The sequence below is a fragment of the Rhodococcus sp. P4_E4 genome, assembly GCF_056401575.1.
This window is the reverse complement of sequence record NZ_JBFUJB010000002.1, coordinates 1-26,655: the sequence shown is the minus strand read 5'-3', so window position 1 is coordinate 26,655 and position 26,655 is coordinate 1. Positions and strand designations below refer to the sequence as shown.

Below are 26,655 nucleotides of genomic sequence, written 5' to 3'. Positions count from 1 at the left end.
GTACACGAAACACTTCCAGCTTCGGACGGAGATCGGCGCATGGCCATCCATCCAGTCGACCAGCGGCTCCCCATTGCCCGCCAGTCTGCTTTTGCTCTTCAGCACGTCCTCATCATGTACACCGGTTGCATCACGGTTCCGCTGGTTTTCGGTGCCGCAGTCGGGCTGGACCGCAGCACGGTCGCGATGCTGATCAGTGCGGACTTGCTCGTTGCAGGCATCATCACGATCATTCAGAGCCTGGGCGTCGGCAAGGTTGCCGGTGTCCGCCTGCCGATCGTCTGCGGTGCGACGTTCGCCGGGCTGACGCCGATGATTCTGATCGCCAAGGAGTACGGCCTGCAGGCCGTGTACGGGTCCATGCTGGTCGGTGGCGTGGTCGGCATAGCCTTGGCCGTCCCGTTCGCCAAAATCGTCCGATACTTCCCACCCCTGGTCACCGGCGTCGTCCTCACAGTCATCGGCATCTCGTTGATCGGTGTCGCGGGAGGACTGATCGTCGGAAACGACCCGACCTCCCCGTCGTTCGCCGATCCGAAGAATCTGGCGCTGGCTGCCGCAGTCGTTGTGATCGCGGTGGCGTTCATCTGCCTCGGTCGCGGGATGTGGACGCAACTCGGTGTACTTATGGCACTGGTGATCGGTACCGTGATCGCCATCCCGATGGGTCTGATCGATCTGAGTGGCGTCGGCGGCTCGGCCTGGGTGGGCTTCCCGATGCCGTTCCACTTCGGCGCTCCGGAGTTTCCCGTCACCGCCGTGGTGGCGATGAGTATCGTCATGGCAATCGTCTTCGCAGAATCGACGGCGAGCATGCTGGCGGTCAGCGAGATCACCGGAAAGCCTTTGAAAAAAGCAGATCTCGCACGCGGGCTGGTGGCCGACGGCATGTCGGGAGTTCTGGGCGGAATCTTCAATGCCTTTGTCGACACCGTTTTCTCGCAGAATGTCGGCGCCGTTGCCACGACCCGGGTGTACAGCCGGTACGTGACCGCTACCAGCGGTGCCATTCTGATCGTCCTCGGCCTCATCCCGCGAATGGGTGAAGTAGTTGCAGCCCTGCCTGATCCGGTGGTCGGCGGCGTCGGAATCATCTTGTTCTCCACTGTCGCCGTGGTCGGAATCAACACACTGCGCAAGGTCGATCTCAGTGACCCGATCAACACCACGATCGCTGCTGTGTCCGTCGGAATCGGTATTCTGCCGGAATTTGCGGAGGGGATGTTCGAGCGATTCCCCTCCTCGGCTCAGATCCTCCTCGGTAGCGGCATCACCTTGGCTGCGGCCTCTGCCTTTTCACTCAATCTGCTGTTCAATCACACCCGACTCGGTGAACTCGCGAGGCGATCGCGAGAGAGCCTCCACCCCACTGCACAAACTGAACCCGCTACCAGCTCTGCAGGAGACGCCAGTGTCATCGTCCCAGTCTGATCCCTTCGAAGTTCCCGTCATCGACATCTCGCCCTACGTGCTCGGTGGTGCCGACCAGGACAAGGCGCGAGTGGCCGCCGAAGTCGACCATGCCTGTCGGACTGTCGGTTTCATGCAGATTCGGGGCCACGGCGTTCCGGTCGATGTTTCTTCCGGCCTCGCCGAAGCCATGGACGACTTCTTCGGGCTGCCGATGGAGACGAAAACGGGCTACCGAATCGAGGGCGCGAATCGTGGATACAGCCCGCCCAAGAGCGAGTCGCTGAGCTTGAGCCTCGGCGTCGAATCCGCGACTCGGATGAATGACTTCTTCGAGGCCTTCAACGTCGGAACCGAAGCCAGATCATTCACCGAACTCGAACTGTCGGAGGAGGATTACGGAATCAATCTGTGGCCCGCAGTGCCAGGTTTCACGGAACGAGTGGAGAACTACTACGCCCATGGCGAGCGGGTGGCACGCACACTGACAACCATTTTCGAAGATGCGCTCGGTCTGACCCCAGGATTCTTCGAGTCGATCACCGACCATTCCATCGACGTACTGCGGATGAACAACTACGCATTACCCGAAGGGACGGTGACATTGGACGGTGAGTTGAAGGGTATGGGCGAACATACCGATTTCGGGCTGGTCACCGTGCTGTGGGCGGATCAGGTCGAAGGTTTGCAAGTACTCGGGAGCGACCGACGCTGGCACGATGTCTGGCCGGTCGACGGCGCGCTACTGGTCAATCTCGGGGATCTCACCGCGCGACTGACTAACGACAGGTGGATGTCCACGCTGCACCGAGTTGCGCCTCCGGTGGTGAACGGCACCATCAAGCGTCGGCGATCGGCGGCCTTCTTCCACGACGGAAACGTCGACGCGGTGATTGCGACTCTGCCGAGTTTTCAGGACGACTCCGGCTTGGAGTACGAATCCATTACCGTTCGCGATCACATCAAGGCCAAATTGGCCGGGTCGAGGCAGGGAAAGTCCAACGCCGCCGCAGGTCGTGAGGCGGCTCGGGTACTTTCGGCTGCAGAGCTCGAGATCAAGCAGTGAGTGCACGGAACATCGTCCTCATCCACGGAGCGTGGGCCGGCGGTTGGGTCTGGGATCGTGTGTGTGGCCCACTGAAATCGGCCGGCTTCAATCCCGTTGTGGTGGAGCTTCCAGGCTCGGGAAGTTGGAACCCCGACGACGTGATCGATCTCGACGTAGTTGCCGAACATGTTGTGGCAGTGGTCGAGTCCCTGGACGGGCAGTGCACCCTCGTCGGTCACTCCGGCGGTGGCATCGTGGCCTCACAGGTGGCTGAGTTGCTGCCTTTGCGGGTAACGGGTCTTGTGTACGTCGCAGGGATGATGCTTCCATCTCAGATGGACTTCGGGATGCTCTGCATCGAAGTCGGTCTGGCAAGTCCGGTCGGGATCTCACGTTGGTTGGTCCCCGTGGACGACGGGAATGCGACGGTGGTTCCGCCCGAAGCCGGTGCCGCTGTGTTCTTCCACGAAGCGCCGGTGGCTGATGCGATCTTCGCCGCCCGCATGCTCGTTCCACAGCTGGAGTCGGCCCGCCTGATGGCACCCGTCTGGACGGAAGAACGATTCGGAACCGTCCCGCGTTTGTATGTCGAATGCACGCTCGATCGAACCGTGCCGATCGAAGCTCAACGTGCCATGCAAAAACTTGTTCCCGGTGCCCAGGTGGTCAGCCTGGACACCGACCACGCCCCGCAGTTGTCGACGCTCCCGGAGTTGATCGAAGCGATCGCCGATTTTGCCCAGAACGCGTTCAGCCGAACTCGACGCCTTGAGCCAGCGGCAACTGGTCCGAGTAGTTGACGGTATTGGTGGCTCGGCGCATGTAGGCCTTCCATGAATCCGAACCCGATTCGCGTCCGCCGCCCGTCTCCTTCTCGCCGCCGAATGCGCCGCCGATCTCCGCACCGGACGTTCCGATGTTCACGTTCGCGATGCCGCAATCGGACCCGTCGGCGGCGAGGAAGCGCTCTGCTTCTCGCTGATCGAGTGTGAAGATCGAGGATGAAAGTCCTTGAGGTACACCGTTGTGCAGCGCAATAGCGTCGTCGAAGTCGGTGTAGGTCAAGACATAGAGGATGGGTGCAAATGTTTCCGCCCGTACCACCTCGGTCTGTGCGGGCATGCGAACGAGAGCAGGTGTCACGTAGAACCCGGATTCGCCGACGCGATCACCGCCACACACCACGGTTCCGCCGTCGCCGCGCGCGGCCGAGAGGGACTTCTGCATTGCCTCGTACGCGGCTTCGTTGATCAGCGGTCCGACCAGAACACCGGAATCGAAGGGACTACCGACCTGGAGTTGCGCGTACGCGGACGCAATGCGATCGACGACGTTGTCGGCGATCGACTCGTGAACGATGAGTCGGCGCAGTGAGGTGCAGCGCTGCCCGGCAGTTCCCGCGGCGGAGAAGACAATTCCGCGCACGGCAAGCTCGAGATCCGCCGACGGCGTGACGACTGCGGCGTTGTTCCCACCCAGCTCCAGAAGACTTCGTCCGAAGCGCTCGGCGACCCGCGGAGCCACGGCGCGGCCCATCCGCACGGAACCCGTCGCGCTGACCAAGGCCACGAGTGGGTTGTCCACCAGCGCCTCACCGACGTCACGTCCGCCGACGACCAACTGGTGCACGTCGATCGGTGCTTCACAATCCGCGAGCGCACGTCGCAGGAGCGCATGACATGCCAGAGCGGTCAACGGAGTGGTTTCCGAAGGCTTCCAGACGACGGAGTCGCCGCAGACCAGAGCAATGGCGGTATTCCACGACCACACCGCTACCGGAAAGTTGAACGCAGAGATGACCCCGACAACGCCGAGCGGGTGCCACGTTTCCGACAACCGGTGGCCGGGACGTTCGGACGGCATGGTGCGCCCGTAGAGCTGCCTGGAGAGACCGACCGCGAACTCGCAGATGTCGATCATCTCCTGTACCTCGCCGAGAGCTTCCGAGGTGACCTTGCCTGCCTCCAGCGTCACGATCTCCGCGAGATCCTCCTTGTGCTCGGTCAGTAGGCTGCCCAGCCGCCGCACGACCGCGCCGCGCGCCGGAGCGGGGACGGTGCGCCAGGTGAGGAACGCTCGATGAGCCGCCTCGACGGCGTCGTCGACCTCTCGGCCGGAGTGCTGCCGGACCGTACGCAGCTGTGTGCCGGTGATCGGCGTGTGTGCGCTCAGATCACCGGCGGGCCACTCGACACCGCAGGCAGCGAGGGCTCTCTCGGCGCGATCGGCGAGGCTCGAAGGATCAGGCAGGTTCACGGGGAGTCCTCTGTGTTTGAAGGCGGGAGTGTTAGAAGGCGGGAGTGTTTGTAGGCGGGAGTGGTTGTTGGCGGGAGAAAGCAGGGCACGTGATGCCTCTTGTTGTGCGCGGTACAGCTCGAACGGATCTTCGATGGTGCGGTCGACGGCGCCCTCCAATCGATCCTGCCCGTATTCGGCGCCGGGCGCATCGGAAACGAATCCGGTCACGGAATCGAGATTGGACGCGAAGATCCCGGCCGCGGATGCCGGTAGGAAGTCCTCGTAGACGATCGGGTCGCGGACGACAACAGTTCCTTCGTTTCGGTACGTGAAGTACGCCAACCCCGCGTCGTCGAGTCCGTCCTCGCTGTGCGGAAATTCGCTGTCCCAGTCGGCGTCCGCGGGCCTTGCGATCAGTCGGTCGTAGATTGCACGCCCGCTGCGGGTCAACGCGATTCCGCGTGCCTCGACCTCGCCGAATCTGACGCGGACAGGTTCTGTGGTGACCGATCCGTCCGGCCGGCGAAAACGTCTGTCTTCGGCGAGTGCGCGAAACGACGTCTGCCGCAGAAGCAGTGGCGGTCCATTCCATCTCGGTGGGCCTTGGATGCGGTCGATCATGGTGATGCCGCGCTCGGTCATTCGGCGGTACAACTCGTCGATGTCGAGCACTCGCGGGGTGAGGTGGTTGACATGTGTCGAGCCCTGGCCGGCGATGTCTGCGGCGACAGGTGAGATCGCGGCAAGTTCGCGATACCAACCGGCGTCGATGGGATCGGTGCCGAGCCGAAACGCCGAGGTCGCCGCTTCGACGAATTGTGTCGCCTCGGGCTCCGGTAGGCCGCACTCGCGGTTCGCTTGCCGTGCCCACTGCAGAAGTTCTGGAGAGAACAGGGTGCGGCGACGCAGGAACCCGGTGATCCGACGCTCGAGGTCGGTGTCGAAGAACCTGGAATCGGAGCCGGTCAGTACCGAAGTGAAAACACGGAACGGGTTCCGGGCGAGTTCGGCAGGTTCGGTGGGGCGAAACGCCGTCGAGACAACGGGAATGGGGGAGTCGGTGAGCCGGAGGTCGTAGTAGCCGACCGGAAACATACCGAATCCGCCGAAGACGGTGGCTACGTCACGTAGTTCGTCGAGAGTCCCCAGTCTGATGGCGCCGTGACGCTCGGCGCTGACTCTCGCCAGGCTGCCCAGGCGCTCCGCCGAATCCGGATGTTCGGCGGCAAAATCACGGTTCACCTGCATCGTTACATCTACCAAGGTGTTGTAAGCGGGGACCTCGTCGCCATACATCTTGGCGAGGGCCGCTGCGAACCGTGCACGTAGCTCCCAGGTTTCAACCATACGAATGTCCGATTGCGTTAGCCTGCGCAGGTGCGAGAAACAGAAACCAGTGACGCTGCCGGGGTTCCGGTCGACGAAACCGATCGACTTTTGATGCGTGAATTGGTCTTGGACGGCCGTGCCACTCTCGCGAGTCTTGCTGAGAAGGCAGGACTCTCGATCTCTGCAGTCCAGTCGAGAGTGCGTCGATTGGAGTCTCGCAAGGTGATCCGTGGCTACTCGGCGAAGATCGATCCGGAGGCACTCGGTCATAATCTGTCCGCATTTGTCGCCATCACTCCTCTCGATCCTTCGCAGCCCGACGATGCGCCTGCTCGCTTGCGTCATCTACCGGCCGTCGTCTCGTGTCACTCCGTGGCCGGGAGCGAAAGCTACGTCCTCCTGGTCCGGGTGGCGTCACCTCGCGCGTTGGAACGATTGCTGCAGGAGATCCGTACGGCAGCCAACGTCAACACGCGAAGCACCATCATCCTACAAACTTTTTACGACGAATGACGGGTGTTCCGTAACTTTTACGGCTTCCTATCGACACTTTCGTAAAATTGACATAATCTTCGCAGTATGAGTACTGCGATGCGAGACTTCGGTGACAGTGCGCTCTTTCCGGTCTACGAGGTGCTGAAGGCCAGCATTCTCGTGGACGGATTCGATCTGATTCTCGATGTGCAAAGGTCGCAAGGTTCGTATCTGCGCGACCTGCGAGACGGCACCGAGTTTCTGGACATGTTCGGTTTCTTCGGCTCTTCCGCCCTGGGGATGAATCACCCGGCGATCGCCGACGACGAGGAATTCCAGCAGGAATTGGCCGTTGTCGCCTCCAACAAGCCGAGTAATTCCGACATCTACACCGAGCCTATGGCGCGCTTCGTTGCGGCTTTCGCTCGGGTCCTGGGGGATTCGGCGCTCCCACACTTGTTCTTCGTGGACGGCGGGGCACTTGCGGTGGAAAATGCGCTCAAGGTTGCCTTCGACTGGAAGAGTCGGTTGAACGAAAGCCGTGGATTGTCAAGCGATCTGGGGACAAAGGTCCTGCATTTGACCGAGGCCTTCCACGGTCGGAGCGGATACACGATGTCGCTCACCAATACCGAACCGGGCAAGGTCGCGAGATTCCCCAAGTTCGACTGGCCACGGATCGACTCGCCGTATCTCGCAGACGGTCGCGATGTCGAAGCTGCGGAGAGGAAAGCTCTCGACCAAGCGCGCCGAGCGTTTTCCGACAACCCCGACGATATAGCCTGTTTCATCGCCGAGCCGATCCAAGGCGAAGGCGGTGACCATCACCTCAGGCCGGAATTCCTGCAGGCGATGCAAGAGCTGTGTCGTGAGAATGACGCCCTCTTCATTCTCGACGAGGTGCAAACGGGATGCGGAATCACCGGAACCGCTTGGGCCTATCAGCAATTGGGATTGCATCCGGATGTGGTTGCCTTCGGTAAGAAAACGCAGGTCTGCGGCATCATGGCCGGCGGTCGAGTGGATGAAGTGCGCGACAATGTGTTTCACGTCAGTTCCCGGATCAATTCGACGTGGGGTGGCAACCTCACCGATATGGTGCGCGCCCGGCGGATACTCGAAGTCATCGAGCAGGACCGACTGATCGACCGCGCGCGATTCACGGGTGCGCATCTCCTTGCCCGGTTGACCGAAGTCTGCGGGCGCTACGCGGCGGCGACCGAGCCGCGCGGTCGTGGTCTGATGTGCGCGATTACGTTGGCGGACAGTGACCTTCGTGATCGCGTCGTCCAGCGACTGCGAGAAGACGAGCATGTGATGATACTGCCAACCGGGAAGAGAGGAATCAGATTCCGTCCCGCGCTGACGGTGACCACCGGTGAGTTGGACGACGCGGTCGACGCAGTCGAGCGAGTACTCGAACGCGAAGTCTAGGCTCTGGCCTGGAGTTCGCTCCACACTCGATCCGGGGTCATCGGTGTGGAGTACATACGCACTCCACACGCGTTGGCTATCGCGTTTGCCAACGCCGGTGCTACCGGATTGAAGGGGGCCTCACTCATCGATTTTGCGCCGAAAGGCCCGAGTTTGTCGTACGTGTCGGCAAACAGTACTTCGGTGATCGGCAAATCTCCGATCTGTGGAACGTGGTAATTGCGTAGCTGAGGATTGATCACTCGGCCTTCTTCGATGACGATTTCCTCCGACAGTGCAGCGCCGAGGGCCTGTCCCACACCGCCTTCCACCTGCCCTCGCAGTTGTGCCGGGTTCATGACGGTGCCGGCATCGGCGGCCTGAACCGACTGCAGGATCTTCACCCGTCCGGTATCCGTGTCGACGGCAACGCGAAAACCGTGAACGTTGAACGAGACCGAGCGCGGTGTTCCGTCGTGGCGACCGTCAGCGGCGAGCGGGCCACCTTCGAGTAACGTCGCGAAATCGAGGCGACCGTGGGACGTTTCGACCCCGTCCGGCGAAAGATCGTCGATCTGCGCGCCGCGGCCACTCAATCGCACCGCACGGGTCAGTATTCGCTCGCGAAGGCGCTCGCAGGCGATCAGGAGCGCCTTGCCGGCGACCACCGTTCCCGTCGACCCGAATGCTCCGGTGTCGTATCCGCCGGCATCGGTGTCGGATTGAACAATCGTGATGCGATCGACTGTCGTCCGCAATTCGGTGGCCGCGATCTGTTGGTGAATCGTGGTGGTTCCGTTGCCGAACTCAGCGGTGCCGATGTTCACGACGTACCGACCGTCGGCCTCGAGTGCGACGGTGGTGTCGGAGAAGTGACCACGCGGCGGGATCGTCGCGATCATGGCAATTGCCATGCCCCGACCGATCTGCCAACGCGACCCTGCCGGTGCAGCCTCGCCGCGTCCGCTCGACAGTGCACTGTCGACGAGGTCGATGCACTGGTCCAGTCCGTAGCTGCCGAATTCGAGATCACCGTCCTCGACGTGCCAGTCGACAAAATCGTCTCCGGGTACGACGACGTTTCGCCGCCGAAACTCGAAGGGGTCCATGCCGAGACGATCAGCGAGCTGATCCATGGCCGACTCGACGGCGAAGATGATCTGGCCGAGCCCGTAACCACGGAAGGCGCCGGACGGAACGTTGTTCGTGTAGACCGCTTCGGCGTCGACGCGTTTGGTTGCAGCGCGATAGACCGCCATGGATTCGGCGCAACCGTGGAACATGACTCCGATCGAATGGTTCCCGTACGCCCCGGCGTCGGAAAGGACGTCGATGGCCAGTGCAGTGAGAGTTCCGTCGGCATCGGCGCCGGCGCGAACCGAAACTCGCATCGGGTGCCGTGACGGTGCGATGGTGAACTGATCGCTGCGGCTGAACTCGTAAGCAACGGGCTTACCCGTTCGCAGGACGGCGAGTGCGACGAGATCTTCGGTGAGTAGTTCCTGCTTCCCGCCGAAGCCTCCACCTACCCGCTTGGCGAACACCCGGATTCGGCTGCGATCGAGATCGAAGATGTGCGCCAATTCGTCCCGAACCAGAAACGGCACCTGTGTGCTGCTTCTGATGACGAGACGGCCGTCCTCGTCGAGCCACCCCGCTGCGCCGTGAGTTTCCAAGGCCACGTGCTGGACTCGCGCAGTTTTCCACGTACCTTCGACGACTGCGGTGGCATCCGCGAGCGCACGGTCCAGATCGCCGACACCATCGTGAAGCGCGGCAACCACGTTGCGAGGGACTTCTGCGATCCGCGAGCTCTCGTCTTTGTCGCCGTGCAGGAGCGGAGCGCCGGGGGAACGCGCCAGATCTGGTTCGAATACCGCGTCGAGTACCTCGTAGTCGACTTCGATCAGCGAGAGTGCACGTTCCGCCTGCGTCGGGGTTTCGGCGATGACCGCGGCGACGCGCTGGCCGCGGAAACGGACGGTCCTGTCGAACACCCGCGTATCGTCCGGATCGTCGTTGCGGTCCTCGTGCCGGGCGGTCGAGAACAGCACGTCCGGACTGTCCTGAAAGGTGAGGACCGCGGCGACGCCCGGCGCCGCTTCCGCTGCTGCCGTGTCTATCCGGGTTATGTGTGCGTGTGCGTGCGGACTGCCGAGTACTGCGACGTGAAGCAGGCCGATCGGCTTCTCACCCGGGGAGAAGTCCATGGTGTACTGCTCGGTCCCCGTGACGATGCGTGCGGACGCCGGGGCTGCGATGGAACGCCCTTGTGCCCCGCCTGTTTTGGCGGTCTCGGTATTGGATGTACCCGCGAGGGCGTCACGAATGGACCGATAACCGGTGCAACGGCACAGGTTACCTTTCATCGAGCACGCGAGATCGGATTTTTGTTCGACCGACAGCGCTGATGCGGTGACTACCATTCCCGCTGTACAGAAACCACATTGGAATCCACCGGCGTCCACGAATGCCTGTTGAATGGGGTGAAGTTTCTCCGGTGTTCCGAGGCCGGCGGCGGTGACGACGTCGCGGCCGCCGAGGCGGTGGGCGGGAAATATGCACGAATGGGTGGGGTGTCCGTCGACCAGAACCGAGCAGGCGCCGCAGTCTCCGGCATCGCACCCCTTCTTGACGGAGTTCGCTCCGTGCTCGCGGAGGAAGGTTCGCAGGCACTGTCCTGGGCGGGGCTGGTCGTCGCGGGGAACTCCGTCCACCGAGTACTTCATTCCAGTTCACCTCGGATTTCTTCGGCGAGAAGGTCAGTCATCGCCTTCCGCCACGGCGCAGTTCCATGGACATCGGTGAAGTAGGCGTCTTCCGGAATCCTGCTGTGCAACGCATCCGCAAGCGCAGCGGCGTCGGGGAGTTCGTCGAATTTCAGAGCGTACGGACGGCGGGTCGCGGCGGTGATCGCCAGTGTGAAACCGTCGGCACCGCAGCGTCCGGCAACGGCTACGGCCGATCGCCCGAGTGACGTCTGTGCCAGCTTTCGCATCGCGGTACGTGCGGTCAGTGCATGCACGGGAATCCGGATACTGCGGATGATCTCGCCGGGGCCGAGCACGTTGCGAGAATCGTCGATGACGAAATCGACTACGGGGACTGAGTATTCGGTACCGTCCGGACGCCAGATCGTCAGTTCGGCATCGAGAGCGGTGCACAGAGTCGTCATCGCCCCGGCCGGGAAGGAGAGCGCGATGTTGCCGCCGACGGTCGCGTATCGCAACACCTTCCACGATGCGAGCAGTGCGTCGGCGCAGTGTTGGAACAGCGCTGCGGCGGACCATGAGGTGGGAAGTTCGGCGCGGCACAGTTCCTCGATGGTGCAGGTGGCCGCGATTTCGAGACCGAGATCGCCGACCGCGACAGCTTTCCAGTCGAAGCCCGCAAGGTCGACAAGAGTGGTCAGGTGCGGCTGCGGTTCCGAGTACAGCCAGGTGCCGCCGCCGATGAACCCGATACCGGGTGAGGCACAGGGGAGCTCGGCGCGGGTCCGCGGCACCAGAACTTCGTCGACGCTGTGCAGATCCATCGCTGCCTCAAGCCTTTCCGAGTAGGTCGCGGTGTGCGCGTGCGACATCCGAGGCCACGACGTCCTCGTCGACGGTGGTGACTCGTCCGTCGGCAACTACGATTCGCCCGTTGACGAGTAGTAACTTCAGCGGGGGCGTCGAGCCGAGTACGAGCGCCGCCACCGGATCGGTGATGCCGGCATGCGCGATGGTGTCGAGTTTCCACACCGCCAGGTCGGCAAGTTTTCCGACCTCGATCGATCCGATTTCGCCCTCGCGGCCCAGAACTCGTGCGCCGCCGATCGTTCCCAATTCCAAGGCTTTTCGCACCGTCATCGTCTGCGGTCCGCCCTTGGCGCGAGCAAACAGAAGCGCATGACGAGACTCCTCGATCAGACTGCATGCTTCGTTGCTCGCCGCGCCGTCCACACCGAGCCCCACGGTGACCCCGCCCTTCACCAGATCGGCGGCACGGGCGATACCGGCCCCCAGGCGCGCATTGGAGGTCGGACAGTGTGCCGCGGCAGTTCCGGTTCGCGCCATCGTCTCGATACCGGCGTCGTCGAGATGGACTGCGTGTGCGTACCAGACGTCCGGACCCACCCAACCGACGCGTTCCATGTATTCGACCGGCGTGCAACCGAAAAGCTCTCGGCAGAAGCTTTCCTCGTCCAGGGTCTCGGCGAGATGCGTGTGCATTCGCACGCCGTTTTCGCGGGCCAGCGTCGCGGACTCTCGGAGCAGTGACTCCGTCACCGAGAAGGGTGAGCAGGGAGCTACCGCGATCTGCAGCATCGACCCCGCATTCGGATCGTGCCAGCGGTCGATCACCGACTGCGTGCCGGTCAGGATGTCGTCGAGTTTTTCCACGACGTGATCCGGTGGCAGGCCGCCGGAACTCTGACCGAGGTCCATCGACCCACGACACGGGTGGAATCGAAGGCCAACCTGCGCAGCGGCGGTGATCTCGGCTTCGAAAACGTCGCCGGCGTCGCGGGGAACGACGTAGTGGTGGTCGGTGGTGGTCGTACATCCGGTTTTTGCCAACCAGGTGAGTCCGCCGGTGGCCGCCGCGTGGACGGCGTCGGCGTCGATACCCGCCCAGACGGGGTACAGCGTGGTCAGCCACTCGAAGAGCGTCGAGTCTGCTGCCAGGCCACGGGTGATCCATTGGTAGAGATGATGATGTGTGTTCACCAGACCGGGCGTGATCAGGCAACCGTTGCCGTCGATCACGTGCGCATTCGGGTACACGGGAGCCTTTCCGGCCCCCACGTCGACAATCTTGTTGCCCGAGATCACGACGTAGCCGTCGGGGTGCTCGGAACGCTCGCTGTCCATCGTGACCACATGGGCATTGGCGACGACGAGAGTGGTCCCGAGGGCCGGGTCGGTCACGACAACCAGCCTGAATAGGGTGTCCACGACGGCCCCGCGTCTGGTGCGTCGGATCGGCTGACCGCAGCTTGGATCAGCCCGTACGGACGATCGGCGGCGTGGAACACCTCGTTGTCGTTCTCGACTCCGAAGCGGCCGAGTGCATATTCGAAATGATGCTTGTTGGGTGCCGACAGTCGAACCTCGGCAATGATCGGAAACTCTTCGAGAATTGCTTTGCCGATGTGGAAGAGCGTCTGCTGCAAGGCAAGTGAATGCACCTGCGCGAACTGTTTGACGATTTGTGCCTTGATACCCACGTAGACCGATTCCCAGTCGACGTCGGTGGTGACGAATCGCCACTGGGCGACCAACGTCGTCGCCATGACGCGGTCGTCTGTCGGCTCGAGGATCGTGTACGGGTCTTCGAGGAAACCCGAGAACTCACTACCGGTCGATTTGAGGATCACCAGGTCCTTCAAGCCGCCGATCACCCACGTCCCGGCATCGGCTGTCCCAGTATCGGAGACTGTGATCGACGCCGTCCGAACTTCCTGACCCTTCCGAATCCAGGTGTAGTCGTGCTCGCTGCCGTCGACAATTGCACGCTCCCAAGCGTATTCCTCGATCTCGATCCGCGCGCCACTGACCGGTTCGATGTCGTCGACGAAATGACGGGCGAGTTCGAGTCCGTACGTCTCGATCGAGATCAGACCCTTTTCCTTGGCGTAGGAATAGGCCGTTTGTTTCTGCGTGTCGGTCGGCAGAACCTTCGACTGATCGCCGGTGAGGTACGCGTCGGCGAAATCTCCACGCAGGCAGGTGGAGACGTTGATGTCGTGGATCTCGTGACGAGGAGTGTCGCGGTAGATTCGGACTACCCTGTTCTCAGCTTTGCCGTACTGGTGACCGGTAAGTTCGATGGATCCGCTCAACCGGTCGGTGCTTGTAACACCGGTCGTGATGTTGCCGGTTGTGATGTTTTCGGTAGTCACGTGTTCAGCTCCCGCGATAGGTGGAATAAGCAAAGGGCGACAGCAACAGTGGGACGTGATAGCCCCGCGCCGTGTCGTCCACCCGGAAGGTCACTGTCACTTCCGGGTAGAAGTTCTCTTGTCCGTTGGTCTCGAAATACGTTCCCGTGTCGAAAGTCAGGGTGTAGTGACCGGTGACCAGACCACCGGGAGCAAGTTCGGGGATGCGGCCGTCGGAGTCGGTCTCGGCACTGGTGATCGTGACGCCGTCTCGATCACGAAGTTCGACGCGAATCCCCGCCGCGGGAATGCCCGTCGTCGCGTCGAGAACGTGCGTGCTCAGGGTCTTGCTCATGCTGCGCCTCCGGCGAGTGAATCGATCAGACGGGCAAGCCTGATTCGATTGATGGCGGCCAATTCGGTTCGAAGCACGGAACGCTCGGTCGCCGGGTCGTTTCGGAGACGGCCTCGAAGGATGTCGAGGAGCTCCGTTCCAGATTTCCCCGACGCGCAGACCAGGTAAACATGGCCGAATGTCTCTTCGTACTCGGCGTTCTTCTGTCGAAGTTCCGCGAGGACGTCTTCTGTCGCGGACGAGACTTCCGACTGTTCACGGGTCGAGGCCGCGCTTTCGCTTCGCTCACCGATTCGTGGGTGGCCGGACAGAGCGTCGTCGATCTCGGACTCGGGAAGCTCGGCCAGCACCGCATCTGCTTTGTCGAACAGAGCTTCCAGATCGGTGAACGGGCGAGACGCGGCGATTTCCTGTGCCCACACGGCGGAATGGCAACACTCGAGCAGCGCCGCGACTGCCTGGTGGTCACCGAGCGCATCGAAGGCTCCGAGACCACTGGAATTCGTTGTAGGCATGTCCACAGGATTACTTGAGCATGTTACGGATCTGTAGCGCAGCAATTACGGGAGATGATGTGTCTCGATCTTATTTCTCCGGCCGCCCTTTTCCGGTGACAGATACATTCTTAGGTATGACCGATACTCCGAAGCTGTCTTCCGTCGTACCGTCCCTGGCGAACCTCCGAGACATCGGTGGCCCCGAATCGAGCTTCGGTGGCACCGTCCGCACCGGGAGTGTGTTTCGTTCCACCGATCTGGCATCGCTCAGTGCGGAGGGCGCACAGACCCTCGCCGATCTGGGCATCGTCACGATCTACGACCTGCGCACCGAGTCCGAACGCGAGACGGCGCCGGATCTGACGCCGGACGGAATACGAGAACTCGGCCTGGACGTATTGGCGGACAAGCAGTATCGCGCCATTCCGGCTCAGATGCAGCAGATGATCGCCGACCCGGCGTTTGCTGCCGAAGCGTTGGGCGGCGGCCAGGCGCTCGAGTACTTTCAGGGAAGTTACCGCGATTTCGTGACCTTGCCGAGTGCGGTCGCGTCGTACCGGCAACTGTTCGTCGACTTGGCGCAGCCGCCCAGCTCGCCGGCACTCATTCACTGCACCACGGGCAAGGACCGCACGGGCTGGGCCGCAGCCGCGCTACTGCTGTTCCTGGGTGCCTCCGAGGACGCGGTCTTCGCGGACTACCTCGAAACCAACAAGGTTCTGTTGCCGATGTTCGCGCCGCTCCTCGAGCGATTCGAGGCCAAGGGTATCGATCCGACCCTGCTCGAAGGTGTCCTCGGTGTCAGGCGCGAGTACCTGGAGGCGTCGATGGCAGAGCTTGCGCAGGTCCACGGATCGATCGAGGCCTACTTCACCGACGGCCTGAAGATCGACGCGTCGACCCAGGAACAATTGCGGAGCAAGCTGCTCAGCTGATCAGGACCTGCTCGGCTCGTCGTCGCGGGCCGTTCGACGCCGCATCACGAGGCTGACGATACCGATCCCGATGGCGATGCCGAGCAGGTCGGCGGTGCCGTCCCAGATCGAACCGGAACGCGAAATGGGCAGCGCTGCTTGAAGAACCTCGGACGTCGCAGCAAAAATCACGAGCCACACCGCGGTGAGCCACGCCGGGATCCGGGCGTGCAACGAGGTGATCGCCAGCACCGCGAACATCAACGTGTGAGTGATCTTGTCGGTGTTCTCCGGGCTCGACGGGACGGTGGAGCCCGGGGAGAAGAGCATGATCAGGGCAATGACCACGGCGATCGCCAGCGGCCAGTATCGGTTGTTCTTCAATTCGTCTGCCCCTCGACGACGACGAGTCCGAGTGCACCTTCGGCGAATCTGGTGACGGCGTCGGCGGCTGTCGTGAGCGCCTCGGTGTGCCCGTCGCGGGCCCAGCCGGTCAGCAGGGCGGTGGAGTCGAGAGGCGTCAGAACGACCTCGGCGAGAAGCTCACCGGTGTTGGGCTGGCACACGGCCCAGGAGTAGACGCTGTTTTCGTGCCACTGAGCGCTCCGCTGACTCACGTAATCGGGGTCGGTGATACCGCCGTCGGCAAGGGCAGGGCGGTCGTCCACACGCTCGTCTGCGCGCAGTGCTCGCAGATACCATCCGCCTGCGTTGATCTCGATCGGCTCCATCAGTCGGAGCCCCGCTCGCGGCGACGCTTGGCTTTGCGTTCCCTGTCGGTACCGAACAGCAGTGCACCGGCGAGGGGAATCGCGAGGAACCACAACCAGGTGCCGGTGACGAAGAACAGGATCACCGCGAGAATCGGGATGACGGCCATGACGCGTCCGGACCAGTCGGGGTTGAATCGTCGCTCCGCCGGTGCGGCGGGAGGTGTCACCATCGACAGGGGAGCGGTGCCTGGAGCTTGATAGTTGCCCGGTAGATCGGCGAACACCGGAACGAGTTCACTGCGAGTTGTTGCGGCACTGACGATTCCGCTTCTCTCGTCGAACTCCGTGACGGTGAGGCGGCCTGCGGCGAAGTGCTCGCTCAGGAGATCGAGTGCCTGCTCGCGTTCTGCAGTGCCGATGCGAATGTCGGGGACGTCAGCCATCGTTACAGCCTACTCAAACGACTGTGCGCCTTTCCGGTAGTGGGGACTACCGGAAAGGCGCACGGGGCCGGAGGCCTTACTTCAGTTCTGCGAGAACCGTTCCCTGCGTGATTGCTGCACCCGGCTCGACGGACAGTCCGGTGACGACACCGGCCTTGTGCGCGTTGACGGGGTTTTCCATCTTCATGGCTTCGAGAACCGCGATCAGGTCGCCTTCTGCGACTTCCTGGCCTTCGGTCACTGCGACCTTGACGACGGTGCCCTGCATCGGAGCGGTGACGGCGTCACCGGATGCTGCGCCGCCGCCGGCGCCGCCGCGCTTGCGTGCCTTCGGCTTCTTGCGGATGGCACCGGATGCTGCGCCGCCGCCGTTGCCGAGCGAGAACTGGCCCGGGAGGGAAACCTCGACGCGACGTCCACCGACCTCGACAACAACGTTCTGACGCGGCAGAGCCTCGTCCTCGTCGTCGACCGGTGCACCGGAACCGGCGTACGGCTCGATGGTGTTTTCCCAGTCGGTTTCGATCCACTTGGTGTAGATGTCGAACTTCTCGCCGTCACCGACGAATGCCGGGTTCTCGACGATGTGGCGGTGGAACGGGAGGACGGTCGCGAGGCCGTCGATCTCGAACTCGGCCAGAGCGCGCGATGCCCGCTGGAGGGCTTCTTCGCGGGTGGCGCCGGTGACGATGAGCTTGGCGAGCATGGAGTCGAACTGTCCGCCGATGACGTCGCCGGCAACGACACCGGAATCGACGCGGACGCCGGGGCCCGTGGGCTCACGGTAGACGGAGACCGGGCCGGGGGCGGGCATGAAGCCGCGGCCGGCGTCTTCACCGTTGATGCGGAACTCGAAGGAGTGTCCACGCGGGGTGGGATCTTCCTTGATGGAGAGTTCTTCGCCGTTGGCGATGAGGAACTGCTGACGCACCAGGTCGATGCCCGCGGTCTCTTCCGTGACGGGATGCTCGACCTGCAGGCGGGTGTTGACCTCGAGGAAGGAGATGGTGTCGCCCTGAACCAGGTACTCGACCGTTCCGGCGCCGTAGTAGCCGGCTTCCTTGCAGATGGCCTTGGCGGACGCGTGGATGCGTGCGCGCTGGTCGTCCGTCAGGAACGGAGCCGGAGCCTCTTCGACGAGCTTCTGGAAGCGACGCTGCAGTGAGCAGTCGCGGGTACCGGCGACGACGACGTTGCCGTGCTGGTCGGCGATGACCTGAGCCTCGACGTGGCGGGCCTTGTCCAGGTACTGCTCGACGAAGCACTCGCCGCGACCGAAGGCTGCGATGGCCTCACGGGTGGCCGACTCGAACAGCTCGGGGATTTCCTCGATGGTCTGGGCGACCTTCATGCCGCGTCCACCACCGCCGAAGGCAGCCTTGATCGCAACCGGTACGCCGTATTCCTTGGCGAATGCGACGACCTCGTCTGCGCCCTTGACGGGGTCCTTGGTGCCGGCAGCCATCGGAGCCTTCGCGCGTTCTGCGATGTGGCGTGCCGTGACCTTGTCGCCGAGGTCGCGGATGGACTGCGGTGACGGACCGATCCAGATGAGGTTCGCGTCGATGACGGCCTGGGCGAAGTCGGCGTTCTCGGAGAGGAAGCCGTAGCCGGGGTGGATGGCGTCGGCGCCGGACTTCTTGGCGGCATCGAGGATCTTGTCGAACACGAGGTAGGACTCGGCGGACGTCTGTCCGCCGAGGGCAAATGCCTCGTCTGCGAGCTTCACGAACTGCGCTTCTGCGTCGGGCTCGGCGTAAACGGCAACGCTGCCGTAGCCGGCATCCTTGGCCGCCCGGATGACCCGTACCGCGATTTCACCGCGGTTCGCGACAAGCACCTTCGTAATGTGCGCGCTGGCATGACTGGGCACTGAGCCTCCTGTGGTTCGCATAGTCTGTCTCCGCGGTGTATTCCTCTGGGATTTCACCATCGGGGGATTGGCATCACTTCGGAGTGTATGCATCGCTTCGGCGCTGGCTGTAACCGGATCGCTAAAGCCCACTCCGGCTTAGGAAACGGTTTCGAAAACTACCGATGAGTAGCTGCCGGAGGTGCCGGTGTCCGGTTCGGCGACGATTTCTTCGACGGTCCGGCGCAGTGCGGCCACGTAGGCGTGAACCGCGGCGTTCGCCGTCTCGTTGCCTGGATACCTGACTGCGAGATTGAGGCCTTGGGGTGTGCGGTTGATCCAGATGTAGACGTCGTGCGTGTATGCCTTGCTTCGAAGTGCTCTGGCGTTCCATTCGGGCCACTGTGCGGCCTCGGGTACAAAGCGAACGTCCATGTAGGACACCACGAATCGCGGTCGAATCGGGGTTTCGAGGTGCTCACCGATCCGATCGAACGGGACCGCGGCGGCAGGCTTGACCGAAGCGATCGATTCGGCGGCGCGTGTCGCGAGGTCGCCGAACGAACAGTCCGATCCAACGGCGAACTCGACCGGGCACAGTCCGACGAACCAGCCGAGCGCACCCGCCCACTCCTGAGCGCTGCGGGTGTGAACCGGCGTCACGACCTCGAATTGATCGGATCCCGCGACTTCGCGACCTACGGCCGCAAGTCCGCCGAGTAGTCCGGCGAAATACCCCACGCCGGCGGCTGCACACGTCGAACTGAAGGCCTTGGACTGCTCGGCGTCGAGTAGCCAGGTCGACAGGCCGTTCTGAGAATCGGTTCCGCGTTCACCGATCGGTAGCGGGAACTGGGGTAACCCGTCCGTTCCGAGAGCCTTACGCCAGATCTCCACCGCAGCCTTCTCGGCTTCCATGTCGGCCATCTGCTCGCGTTCGACGGCACCGAAATCGACGTAGCTGCCCACCGGGAACAGATTTGCAGCGCTGCCGGTCGAGGCCTCGCGGTACAGCGCTGCGATCTCGTGAGCGACCAGCACGATCGAGAAACCGTCGATGATCGAGTGGTCCGCCGCGAAGAACACGGTGAACGGACCGTCGCCACCGCGGGGCGTCAACGTCGCGAAGACGTACGACGGCCAACTGTGCGGGGACGCGTAATCGTCGAACAGGCGGTGAAGGTGGTCGAAGTTGTCCTGGCTGGACGCGTCGTAGCCGTGGCTGACGACCCCGATGTCGATTCCGCCGATCGGGACGGTGTGCCGGGTGATCTCGCCACTCGAGGGCTCGAGGACGGTATGCGAGCGCAGAACTTCATGACGGTCGATCCAGCGGCCGAGGGCGACTCGGAACGCATCGACGTCGAGCGGGCCGGAAATCTCGAAAGCTGTTCCCAGCCAAGACTTGTCGCCCGCGCCTGCAGCGGAACGGTTGAGATGTGCCTCGTGAATGTAGGAGACGGGCCGCGGATCCGGAACCCAAGGCCCGGTTGCGCACGGCAACCATTCGACGAGTGCGCCGGCCGGAATCGCATAGTCGGCCAGTTCGGTGAACTCCATGTTTTCAGCCCCGCAAGTGCCGCTTGATGCGCGCGAGCATGGCCGACATTCCGCGCAGACGGAGCGGGCTCACAGCTTCTGCGAGACCGAGCGCCGAATAGAAGTCGTCGGGTACACCGAGGATCTCGTCCGCGCTGTGACCGTCGAGCCCCTGCGCGAGGATCGATGCGAAACCACGCGTCGTGGGAGCCTCGGGGGGCGCGCTGAAGTACAGACGGACGTTGTCGCGATCCGAATCGTCGACCGAGAGGAACAGCGGCGACTGACATTCGGGGACCGGCTCCATCGCGCTCTGCTCGAGCTCCGCCGGCAACGGCGGTAGCTCTCGGCTGAACTCGAGAAGAAGGGTGAGCTTGTCCGAGGCGCCGACGGCTGCGAAGTCGTCGACGATCTCGGCCAGAGCCGAAGGAAGAGTGCTCATGACGCCGATACGGAGGAAGGAACTGCGCCGGGCTCTTCGCCCTGGACGATCGGGACGCGCACTGCATTGCCCCACTCTGTCCAGGAACCGTCGTAGTTACGAACGTTCGGGTAGCCGAGAAGATGGGTCAACACGAACCAGGTGTGGCTGGAACGCTCACCGATGCGGCAGTACGCGACGATGTTGTCGTCGGCCGACAGACCGCCGTAGATCTCGCCGAGTTCGGTGCGGGTGCGGAAGCGGCTGTCCGGTGCCGCTGCCTTCGCCCACGGGATGCTGAGAGCGCTGGGAATGTGTCCACCGCGCAACGCACCCTCTTCGGGGTAGTCGGGCATGTGGGTGCGCTCGCCGGTGTACTCCTGCGGAGATCGCACGTCGATGAGCGGCCCGTCGCCCAAGTGCGCAAGTACGTCGTCCTTGAATGCGCGGATGGGAGCGTCGTTGCGCTTGACGACCGGGTAATCCGTTGACGTGATGTCGGGAACGTCGAATGCGGTGTCACGGTTCTCGGCGATCCACGCATCGCGGCCACCGTCGAGAAGACGGACGTCCTCGTGGCCGAACAGAGTGAAGACCCAGAGTGCGTAGGCGGCCCACCAGTTGCTCTTGTCGCCGTAGATGACGACGGTGTCGTCGCGGCTGATGCCCTTGCGGTTCATCAACTCTGCGAACTTCGCACCGTCGATGTAATCGCGGGTGACCGGATCGTTGAGGTCGAGATGCCAGTCGATCTTCACTGCGCCGGGAATGTGGCCGACGTCGTACAACAACACGTCTTCATCGGATTCGACGACCTTGAGGCCCGGCGTACCGAGATTCGCCGAGAGCCATTCCGTCGAGACCAACCGGTCGGGATGCGCGAACTCGGCAAACGCGGTTGAGGGATCGGGGGCAACGGGCACGGGCGTACTCCTGAAGACGAATCGTTCGGTTCGAACACGGACTTGATCGATTCTATGCGCTGCGCGCAAGGGGAGACGCCCGGAAGCAGGTTCTGCCTGCTCGTACCCGTTGCCGACACTAAATCCTCGGTGTTCCTGCCCCGACGCTCGAATCTCTCAATTGTTCGGTGACACTTCCGATCGGCGTCACGCCCCGGGCGCAGACTTCCCTCAGAATCCGGTCGAGATCGGTGAGGAAATTCACCATGGTTTCGTTTGCCGTGTCGGTGTCCGGGAAGCGCGAACGCAGCGAGAGACCACGGTTCGTTCGCGAAATCCAGAACTGGGCATCGTCGGCGACAGTCACATTGCTGATGTGATGAGCGTTGAGGAGATCATGATCGTCGGTGCCGGGTAGTTTGCGGTAATCGATGTACGACACCATGAAGACGTCAGTGCGCGTGCGTCGAATCTTGTCGCCCAAAGCATCTCGAACCTGGGCCATGGTGACGCCCTCGAGCGTCAACGCAACTCGGAACGACGCGTGCGTATGTGCAAGGGATGCACCGAAATCCGCATCGGGAGTGATCTGGACCGTGATCGGCGCGCTCGTGGTGAGCCAGCCGATGGCGTCGGCCCAGCGTGGATCTTTGCGGATGTGCAGCGGGAATTGCAGTGGAAGCGTCGCCTGTCCGGTGAACGAGTGGACGGAAAGTCCCATCGCAGTGAGGATTCCGGTGAACACGCTGCCGCCGGCGGATAGGCAGATCTCGTCGAACGTCGCGGTCAGTTCCTCGTCGAGCAGCACGCGCACATCGGCGCCCTGAGGCGCGGGCTTTCCTGCCTCGACGCCGAGATCCAAGGGGAAACTCGGCGATGTGCCACCACAAATCTCGTAGAACCTTGCCCACTCTCGGATTCGAGGGTCGTTGTCGACGGGAAGCAGAGCGTCGGCCTCCAGTTCGCAGTACCGCACGAAACTTCCCGGGTCACCCAGTCGGCTCATCACTGCGTCGACGGCCTCGTGGTCGGTCAGTTCGGGTATGGCGATCAGTCCCTCGTAGATCTGTCGCAGTTCCCCGAGAGCGATGACCAACGAGTAGCCGTCGACGAGTGTGTGATCGAAGGCGCTCAGGACCGTGTAGTGCTCTTCGCGTTCGACCGTGGCAAACGTGTAGGCGGGGAAGGTCAGTGGATCGCATACCGTCGTGAATCGCTTCTTGAGGTGCGCTCGGAGGTCTTCGGTCGAATCGAACTTCACAGGTTCCGAAGTCTCGATGTGTGTGCCGTCGGGATCGAGTCCCATTCGGGTGGTGGTGAACTCGCCCACCTCGAATCCTGTGTGCAGAGTGTCATGGCGACTGATGAACAGGCGCAGCGCGAGATCGAGTGCGGGCCGATTCAGTTCTCCGGGAAGGTCGAATGCGGCTGCCATCCACACACTCCGGCCCATGCCGTGTGTTCGCGCAGTCTCGAGATGGAAATGTTGGTTGTACGACGGTGGTACTTCCGACTCGGTGACGGCGCCGTCCGCGGGCTGGAGCGACCATTCGGTGACGATTCCGGGCTCGAGTCCGTATCGATCGATCGAGGTGACATGCATCAGGACGCTCCCTCTGGTGCCGTGAACGAGTAGTCGCCCTGAGCTGCAACAGTTTTGATGATCTTGGAGACGTGCTCGGCGAAGCGGGTGGCCGATTCGTGGGCAATGGGGGTGTCAGGGTGGGACACGGCGATCCAGGTGCCGGTGTGCATCCGGTTGATCCACATCGACGCGATCTGCGTCTCTTTGCCGCCGACGATTCCCGTTGCCTTCGTCTCGGCGTAACTGTATGGATCCGGCATGCGGCGGCCGTCGATGTACGAGACGATCGGCGGTGGGGTGAGCGTCTTCGACAATCCGCCGGGTGCGGAATCCGACTCGGCCAAGCTCGACAGAACCAGATCGATGACTTGCTGCACAGAGACATCGAGGAGTGCCTTGCCGTCGTGGTACCCCTGCTGCCCGAGCTTTGCCAACTCGGTGAAGCGTCGCTTGTCGTCGACGTCGATGCCGACCGGGATCAGGTTGATGTACCAGCCCTGTGCAAACGAGTCGGCCTCGGTTCGTGTGCTGACCGGCGAGAGGGCGATGTACTTGTCGCGTCCGGCCAGTTCGAATTCCGCAATCGCGAGGGCGGTGAATATTCCACCGATGAAGTTGGCGCCGTTGGCTTTACAGACCGCACCGAACCTTTCGCACTCATTGTCGTCGGCCAGGTCGAAGCGTGAACCGATAGCCGGTTTGGGCGCGTCTTCCGCCCCGAGCGGGAGCGGAAATCCGGGGAACGAGCCGCCGCTGCGCATGAGGTAACCGAGCCACTGGTGCACTTCGGGGGACTGCATAGTCAGTTCGGTTGTTCGCTCGCGTTCGACGCGACCGAACTGTGCGTAACTTCCCGCGGGGCCTAGTTCGGGATGTGACCCGGTCGTTTCCGCGGCGTAGAGCTGACGCAATTCTGCGTACATCAGCACCATCGAGTTCATGTCCGAATGGGCGTGGTCGACTGCGTGGAACAGGGTGAAGCTCGGATCGGCTTCGAGGTCGGCATGGTGGTGCTCGACGGCGCCGAACACGAAGGCCGGCCACTGAAGGGCACTGGTTTCCGTTGCGAACTTGGTTGCGACGAGTGCGCGGATCGCCTCGGATTCGGAGACGTCGTCGCCGACGCGGTACTCGAGTTCGATGCTCTCGACCGGCACCACGTGTCGACGGACCTCGAACGCGGTGTCCGCAGCGTCGGTGGTTGCTTCGTCGAAGGAGAACCAGCTGTGCAGCGTGTCGTGGCGACGGACGTAGCGCTGCAGGGCTCGCGTCATGGCGTCGCGGTCGAGTGTTCCTGCGAAATCGAAGGCGATACCGATCCACGGAGACTGCGGATCGCCTTTCTCTGCGGTGACGCGGGCGCGTCGCAGGTGGCGATCCTGCATCGTGGTCGGGGGTAGTTCTCGGTCGATCTCGGCTTCGGCGGCTCGTTGAGCGGAAGCATGCGTGACGCCCCATTCGATTACCCGTCCAGGAAGCGGGTGCCAATGGGTGATCAAGTTCAGATCCATCGAGTAGAACTCCTGCGTGTGTCGTCGAGAAGCCTGCTCTGAAAATGGGCAGACGACGAACTATCCCATCTGGGGGACTGAATTGTCCGAAATACTACAATCTAAACAAGAACAGGTTCTAGAAGCGTCGTGTTCGATTAGGATCATTCGGTGCTTCCGGACCCTTTAGGTGACGCTGTCGGCGCCGACCACAAGGGCGGACGGCGAGCTGGTTCTCTGACGCCCTGGCTCGGGTTGGCGACGAGTCTGGCGGCGGCGTTCATGCAGTTGCTCGACGCGACGATCGTCAACGTCGCGCTTCCGAGTATCGCCGTCGATCTTCAAGCAGGCGTATCGGCGCAGTTGCTCATGGTCAGCGTGTACATCCTGGCTTTTGCGTGTTCGTTGATCACCGCGGCCAGGTTGGGGGACCTGTTCGGTCGTAGGGTTGTTTTTCTGACCGCCCTGTTCGTATTCGTCGCGGCCTCGTTGCTGTGCGGGCTCGCTCAGAGCGCGACGATGTTGATCGTCTTCCGGGGTTTGCAAGGGTTGGCGGCCGGTTCGATGTCCGCCCAGACGTTTGCCATCATCTCGGGTCTGTTTCCGAAGGCCAGGCATCCGCGAGTGTTCGGGATCTACGGTGCGACCATCGGGCTCGCAACGGTCAGTGGGCCTCTGATCGGCGGGCTGCTGATCGAGTGGAATCTCTTCGACTGGGGCTGGCGCCTGATCTTCTTCGTCAACATTCCGATCGGCATCGCCGCCTTGATTCTCGGGTATTTCCATCTCGTCGATGCTCGCGCTGAGCATGTGCGCTCACTGGACCTCATCGGCGCCGCACTGTCATCGCTGGCGCTGTTCCTGCTGATCCTTCCCCTGGCCGAGGGAAGGGCGCGTGGATGGCCCACAGGTCTTGTTGTCATGCTCGCGATGTCGGTGCCGGTGGCATTGGCGTTTGTGCTCTACGAATCGCGTCTGGCGAAACGAGGCGGCGATCCGGTCCTTCGTCTGGAGCTTTTCCGCGACCGAGCCTTCGCGATCGGCGCGGTTCTTGCGTTCGTATTCTTCGGAACCCTGACTTCGTTGATCTTCACCATCAGTCTCACGCTTCAGTTCGGGTTCGGGTTCTCCGCATTGCGAGCGGGCGTGATGACGCTCCCGTGGGCCGTCGGCATGGGCGTGGCTGCGGTTCTCTCATCCGCGGTGTACCGGATGCTTGGAAACCGCGTCCTGATCTTGGGGATGGTCGTCTTTGCCGGCTCGCTGATCGCGTTGTCGGTCATCCTCGAACACGAAGGAACTGATCCACGCTGGCTCGCGCTCGCCGGTCCTCTCCTCCTCGGGGGCGCAGGGCTCGGACTGTTCGTGGCGCCACTGCAGACCGCGATCCTCGCGACGGTCGAACCCGCGCACGCGGGTTCGGTGTCGGGGCTGCTACCGACCGTTCAGCAGGTTGGCAGCTCGATCGGACTGGCCTTGATCGGAGTGGTGTTCTTCTCGCTCGTCGCGGGGCAAGCTCCGCAAGCAGTGCAGGGGGAGCGGCCCGAGTACGTTGCGAATCTTGAAGCTGCCGGCGTGAATCCCGGCCTGGTCGACATCGCCGAAAAGGCATTTGTCGATTGCGCGACAAGTCAATTGGCATCCGGAACACCGATGGAGGTGGCGCCGGAATGTCGCCGCGAAGGAACTGCCGGCGCCGGGGGCCAAGCCGTTCAAGTGGCAGTCGATGCCGCGTACGCATCTACTCGCGCGGCGGCCGGCGAAGCGTTTCTCGAAGCCCAACGCCGCGTGCTCGCGATCATCGCAGCAATTGCGCTCGGCATCGGATTGGCCTCGACTGCCCTGCCGCGGGTCAATTCCCCAGTCTGAAAAAATACCCTTGACTCGAACGGGTGTTCGAGTATTCTCCTGAGTAGAGGATCGGGGGATTCAATGAGCGTGCTGTTGTCGGATGTGGTGTCCGGTTCTGCAGTGGGGTTGCGCGGACGACTGTGGCGGTTGACGGCTTCTGAGTTGAGTGCTGCTGCGGTGTCGGCGAGTGTGGAGATTCTTCGTCTCGAGGCTGTGCGTGTGGCGGTGGTGGACGAGTTGTCGTTGCGGCCGGATGATCAGGTAATCGCGAGCCGCGGGGTGGGTTGCTGGTTGGCGGCAAACACGATGCTGCAG

The 26,655-nt window shown here is 62.6% G+C and carries 23 protein-coding genes and 1 pseudogene; 8 read left to right on the top strand and 16 right to left on the bottom strand.

From position 1 onward, the window contains the following. Positions 1–39: 39 nt before the first annotated feature. Genes AC1DVN_RS03065 through AC1DVN_RS03055 form a run of 3 tightly spaced genes read left to right on the top strand, consistent with a single transcriptional unit; the run spans position 40 to position 3,258 of the window. Complete coding sequence (locus tag AC1DVN_RS03065; RefSeq protein WP_477993411.1) at positions 40–1,431, top strand: uracil-xanthine permease family protein; 1,392 nt, start codon at positions 40–42, stop codon at positions 1,429–1,431. Then, entirely contained in the window at positions 1,412–2,476 is a 1,065-nt protein-coding gene (locus tag AC1DVN_RS03060) for an isopenicillin N synthase family dioxygenase (RefSeq protein ID WP_269577718.1), read from the top strand. Before AC1DVN_RS03065 ends, AC1DVN_RS03060 begins: the two co-directional genes overlap by 20 nt. Continuing rightward, positions 2,473–3,258 carry an alpha/beta fold hydrolase gene (locus AC1DVN_RS03055; protein ID WP_211917041.1) on the top strand — a complete coding sequence of 262 codons (786 nt, stop codon included), beginning with the start codon at positions 2,473–2,475 and terminating at the stop codon, positions 3,256–3,258. Before AC1DVN_RS03060 ends, AC1DVN_RS03055 begins: the two co-directional genes overlap by 4 nt. Here the strand turns inward: AC1DVN_RS03055 and amaB are convergent. Then, positions 3,209–6,043, bottom strand: a complete 2,835-nt coding sequence (gene amaB, locus AC1DVN_RS03050) for an L-piperidine-6-carboxylate dehydrogenase (protein ID WP_477993408.1) — start codon at positions 6,041–6,043, stop codon at positions 3,209–3,211. The genes AC1DVN_RS03055 and amaB overlap by 50 nt on opposite strands. Positions 6,044–6,073: 30 nt before the next feature. Between amaB and AC1DVN_RS03045 the strand changes: the two genes are divergently transcribed. Further along, positions 6,074–6,538: an Lrp/AsnC family transcriptional regulator gene (locus AC1DVN_RS03045; protein ID WP_019747732.1), complete on the top strand. Its 465-nt coding sequence runs from the start codon at positions 6,074–6,076 to the stop codon at positions 6,536–6,538. A gap of 66 nt (positions 6,539–6,604) precedes the next feature. After that, a complete protein-coding gene (gene lat / locus AC1DVN_RS03040) occupies positions 6,605–7,933 on the top strand; it encodes an L-lysine 6-transaminase (protein WP_029255024.1) in 1,329 nt (442 codons plus the stop codon). On the opposite strand, the gene AC1DVN_RS03035 is transcribed toward lat, so the two are convergent. The 6 genes from AC1DVN_RS03035 to uraD all read right to left on the bottom strand — a co-directional run bounded on the left by AC1DVN_RS03035 (position 7,930) and on the right by uraD (position 14,648). Next, complete coding sequence (locus AC1DVN_RS03035; RefSeq protein ID WP_269577720.1) at positions 7,930–10,641, bottom strand: molybdopterin-dependent oxidoreductase; 2,712 nt, start codon at positions 10,639–10,641, stop codon at positions 7,930–7,932. The genes lat and AC1DVN_RS03035 overlap by 4 nt on opposite strands. Continuing rightward, positions 10,638–11,447 (bottom strand): FAD binding domain-containing protein, encoded by an 810-nt coding sequence (locus tag AC1DVN_RS03030; RefSeq protein WP_477993405.1) that lies wholly within the window; start codon positions 11,445–11,447, stop codon positions 10,638–10,640. Before AC1DVN_RS03030 ends, AC1DVN_RS03035 begins: the two co-directional genes overlap by 4 nt. A 7-nt stretch (positions 11,448–11,454) precedes the next feature. Further along, the gene (locus tag AC1DVN_RS03025; RefSeq protein ID WP_230544079.1) at positions 11,455–12,768 is read right to left on the bottom strand and encodes an 8-oxoguanine deaminase; all 1,314 of its coding nucleotides are present in this window, start codon (positions 12,766–12,768) and stop codon (positions 11,455–11,457) included. 53 nt (positions 12,769–12,821) lie between these two features. Beyond that, entirely contained in the window at positions 12,822–13,739 is a 918-nt protein-coding gene (pucL, locus tag AC1DVN_RS03020) for a factor-independent urate hydroxylase (protein ID WP_041815792.1), read from the bottom strand. Between the two features lie 64 nt (positions 13,740–13,803). Then, complete coding sequence (uraH, locus tag AC1DVN_RS03015) at positions 13,804–14,133, bottom strand: hydroxyisourate hydrolase (protein WP_020907070.1); 330 nt, start codon at positions 14,131–14,133, stop codon at positions 13,804–13,806. Then, the gene (gene uraD / locus AC1DVN_RS03010) at positions 14,130–14,648 is read right to left on the bottom strand and encodes a 2-oxo-4-hydroxy-4-carboxy-5-ureidoimidazoline decarboxylase (RefSeq protein ID WP_113683016.1); all 519 of its coding nucleotides are present in this window, start codon (positions 14,646–14,648) and stop codon (positions 14,130–14,132) included. Before uraD ends, uraH begins: the two co-directional genes overlap by 4 nt. A 116-nt stretch (positions 14,649–14,764) precedes the next feature. On the opposite strand from uraD, the gene AC1DVN_RS03005 reads away from it, so the two are divergent. Next, positions 14,765–15,565 carry a tyrosine-protein phosphatase gene (locus AC1DVN_RS03005; protein WP_477993402.1) on the top strand — a complete coding sequence of 267 codons (801 nt, stop codon included), beginning with the start codon at positions 14,765–14,767 and terminating at the stop codon, positions 15,563–15,565. Here the strand turns inward: AC1DVN_RS03005 and AC1DVN_RS03000 are convergent, their stop codons facing one another. The 9 genes from AC1DVN_RS03000 to AC1DVN_RS02960 form a co-directional block, all read right to left on the bottom strand. Next, positions 15,566–15,928 carry a VanZ family protein gene (locus tag AC1DVN_RS03000; protein ID WP_020969195.1) on the bottom strand — a complete coding sequence of 121 codons (363 nt, stop codon included), beginning with the start codon at positions 15,926–15,928 and terminating at the stop codon, positions 15,566–15,568. After that, positions 15,925–16,275, bottom strand: coding sequence for a hypothetical protein (locus AC1DVN_RS02995; RefSeq protein ID WP_003940792.1), 351 nt, complete (start codon positions 16,273–16,275; stop codon positions 15,925–15,927). The genes AC1DVN_RS03000 and AC1DVN_RS02995 overlap by 4 nt, the downstream gene beginning before the upstream one ends. Then, a complete protein-coding gene (locus tag AC1DVN_RS02990; protein WP_029255031.1) occupies positions 16,275–16,700 on the bottom strand; it encodes a DUF1707 SHOCT-like domain-containing protein in 426 nt (141 codons plus the stop codon). Before AC1DVN_RS02990 ends, AC1DVN_RS02995 begins: the two co-directional genes overlap by 1 nt. Before the next feature lie 76 nt (positions 16,701–16,776). Then, on the bottom strand, positions 16,777–18,573 hold the full coding sequence (locus AC1DVN_RS02985; RefSeq protein WP_019747743.1) for an acetyl/propionyl/methylcrotonyl-CoA carboxylase subunit alpha: 1,797 nt from the start codon (positions 18,571–18,573) through the stop codon (positions 16,777–16,779). Between the two features lie 138 nt (positions 18,574–18,711). Beyond that, the gene (locus tag AC1DVN_RS02980; protein WP_020969197.1) at positions 18,712–20,112 is read right to left on the bottom strand and encodes a condensation domain-containing protein; all 1,401 of its coding nucleotides are present in this window, start codon (positions 20,110–20,112) and stop codon (positions 18,712–18,714) included. Positions 20,113–20,116: 4 nt separating this feature from the next. Continuing rightward, on the bottom strand, positions 20,117–20,533 hold the full coding sequence (locus tag AC1DVN_RS02975; protein WP_019747745.1) for a SufE family protein: 417 nt from the start codon (positions 20,531–20,533) through the stop codon (positions 20,117–20,119). After that, entirely contained in the window at positions 20,530–21,435 is a 906-nt protein-coding gene (locus AC1DVN_RS02970) for a sulfurtransferase (protein WP_019747746.1), read from the bottom strand. Before AC1DVN_RS02970 ends, AC1DVN_RS02975 begins: the two co-directional genes overlap by 4 nt. A gap of 118 nt (positions 21,436–21,553) precedes the next feature. Next, the gene (locus tag AC1DVN_RS02965) at positions 21,554–23,017 is read right to left on the bottom strand and encodes a condensation domain-containing protein (protein WP_020907076.1); all 1,464 of its coding nucleotides are present in this window, start codon (positions 23,015–23,017) and stop codon (positions 21,554–21,556) included. Next, positions 23,017–24,510 (bottom strand): condensation domain-containing protein, encoded by a 1,494-nt coding sequence (locus AC1DVN_RS02960; RefSeq protein WP_477993399.1) that lies wholly within the window; start codon positions 24,508–24,510, stop codon positions 23,017–23,019. The genes AC1DVN_RS02965 and AC1DVN_RS02960 overlap by 1 nt, the downstream gene beginning before the upstream one ends. Before the next feature lie 150 nt (positions 24,511–24,660). Here AC1DVN_RS02960 and AC1DVN_RS02955 point away from each other — a divergent pair, with 150 nt between their 5' ends. Both AC1DVN_RS02955 and AC1DVN_RS02950 read left to right on the top strand, forming a co-directional pair. Next, a complete protein-coding gene (locus AC1DVN_RS02955) occupies positions 24,661–26,358 on the top strand; it encodes an MFS transporter (RefSeq protein ID WP_387404142.1) in 1,698 nt (565 codons plus the stop codon). A gap of 63 nt (positions 26,359–26,421) precedes the next feature. Beyond that, positions 26,422–26,655 (top strand): annotated as a pseudogene (locus AC1DVN_RS02950) (HNH endonuclease); the annotation flags it as partial.

Excerpts from the sequence above, each read along its gene's own strand:
- amaB (WP_477993408.1), bottom strand. The coding sequence starts at position 6,043 with ATGGTTGAAACCTGGGAGCTACGTGCACGGTTCGCAGCGGCCCTCGCC.
- lat (WP_029255024.1), top strand. The coding sequence starts at position 6,605 with ATGAGTACTGCGATGCGAGACTTCGGTGACAGTGCGCTCTTTCCGGTC.
- AC1DVN_RS03035 (WP_269577720.1), bottom strand. The coding sequence starts at position 10,641 with ATGAAGTACTCGGTGGACGGAGTTCCCCGCGACGACCAGCCCCGCCCA.
- AC1DVN_RS03025 (WP_230544079.1), bottom strand. The coding sequence starts at position 12,768 with ATGGACAGCGAGCGTTCCGAGCACCCCGACGGCTACGTCGTGATCTCG.
- AC1DVN_RS02975 (WP_019747745.1), bottom strand. The coding sequence starts at position 20,533 with ATGAGCACTCTTCCTTCGGCTCTGGCCGAGATCGTCGACGACTTCGCA.
- AC1DVN_RS02995 (WP_003940792.1), bottom strand. The coding sequence starts at position 16,275 with ATGGAGCCGATCGAGATCAACGCAGGCGGATGGTATCTGCGAGCACTG.
- AC1DVN_RS02960 (WP_477993399.1), bottom strand. The coding sequence starts at position 24,510 with ATGGATCTGAACTTGATCACCCATTGGCACCCGCTTCCTGGACGGGTA.
- AC1DVN_RS03005 (WP_477993402.1), top strand. The coding sequence starts at position 14,765 with ATGACCGATACTCCGAAGCTGTCTTCCGTCGTACCGTCCCTGGCGAAC.
- AC1DVN_RS03065 (WP_477993411.1), top strand. The coding sequence starts at position 40 with ATGGCCATCCATCCAGTCGACCAGCGGCTCCCCATTGCCCGCCAGTCT.
- AC1DVN_RS02980 (WP_020969197.1), bottom strand. The coding sequence starts at position 20,112 with ATGGAGTTCACCGAACTGGCCGACTATGCGATTCCGGCCGGCGCACTC.
- uraH (WP_020907070.1), bottom strand. The coding sequence starts at position 14,133 with ATGAGCAAGACCCTGAGCACGCACGTTCTCGACGCGACGACGGGCATT.
- AC1DVN_RS03030 (WP_477993405.1), bottom strand. The coding sequence starts at position 11,447 with ATGGATCTGCACAGCGTCGACGAAGTTCTGGTGCCGCGGACCCGCGCC.
- uraD (WP_113683016.1), bottom strand. The coding sequence starts at position 14,648 with ATGCCTACAACGAATTCCAGTGGTCTCGGAGCCTTCGATGCGCTCGGT.
- AC1DVN_RS02965 (WP_020907076.1), bottom strand. The coding sequence starts at position 23,017 with ATGCATGTCACCTCGATCGATCGATACGGACTCGAGCCCGGAATCGTC.
- AC1DVN_RS02990 (WP_029255031.1), bottom strand. The coding sequence starts at position 16,700 with ATGGCTGACGTCCCCGACATTCGCATCGGCACTGCAGAACGCGAGCAG.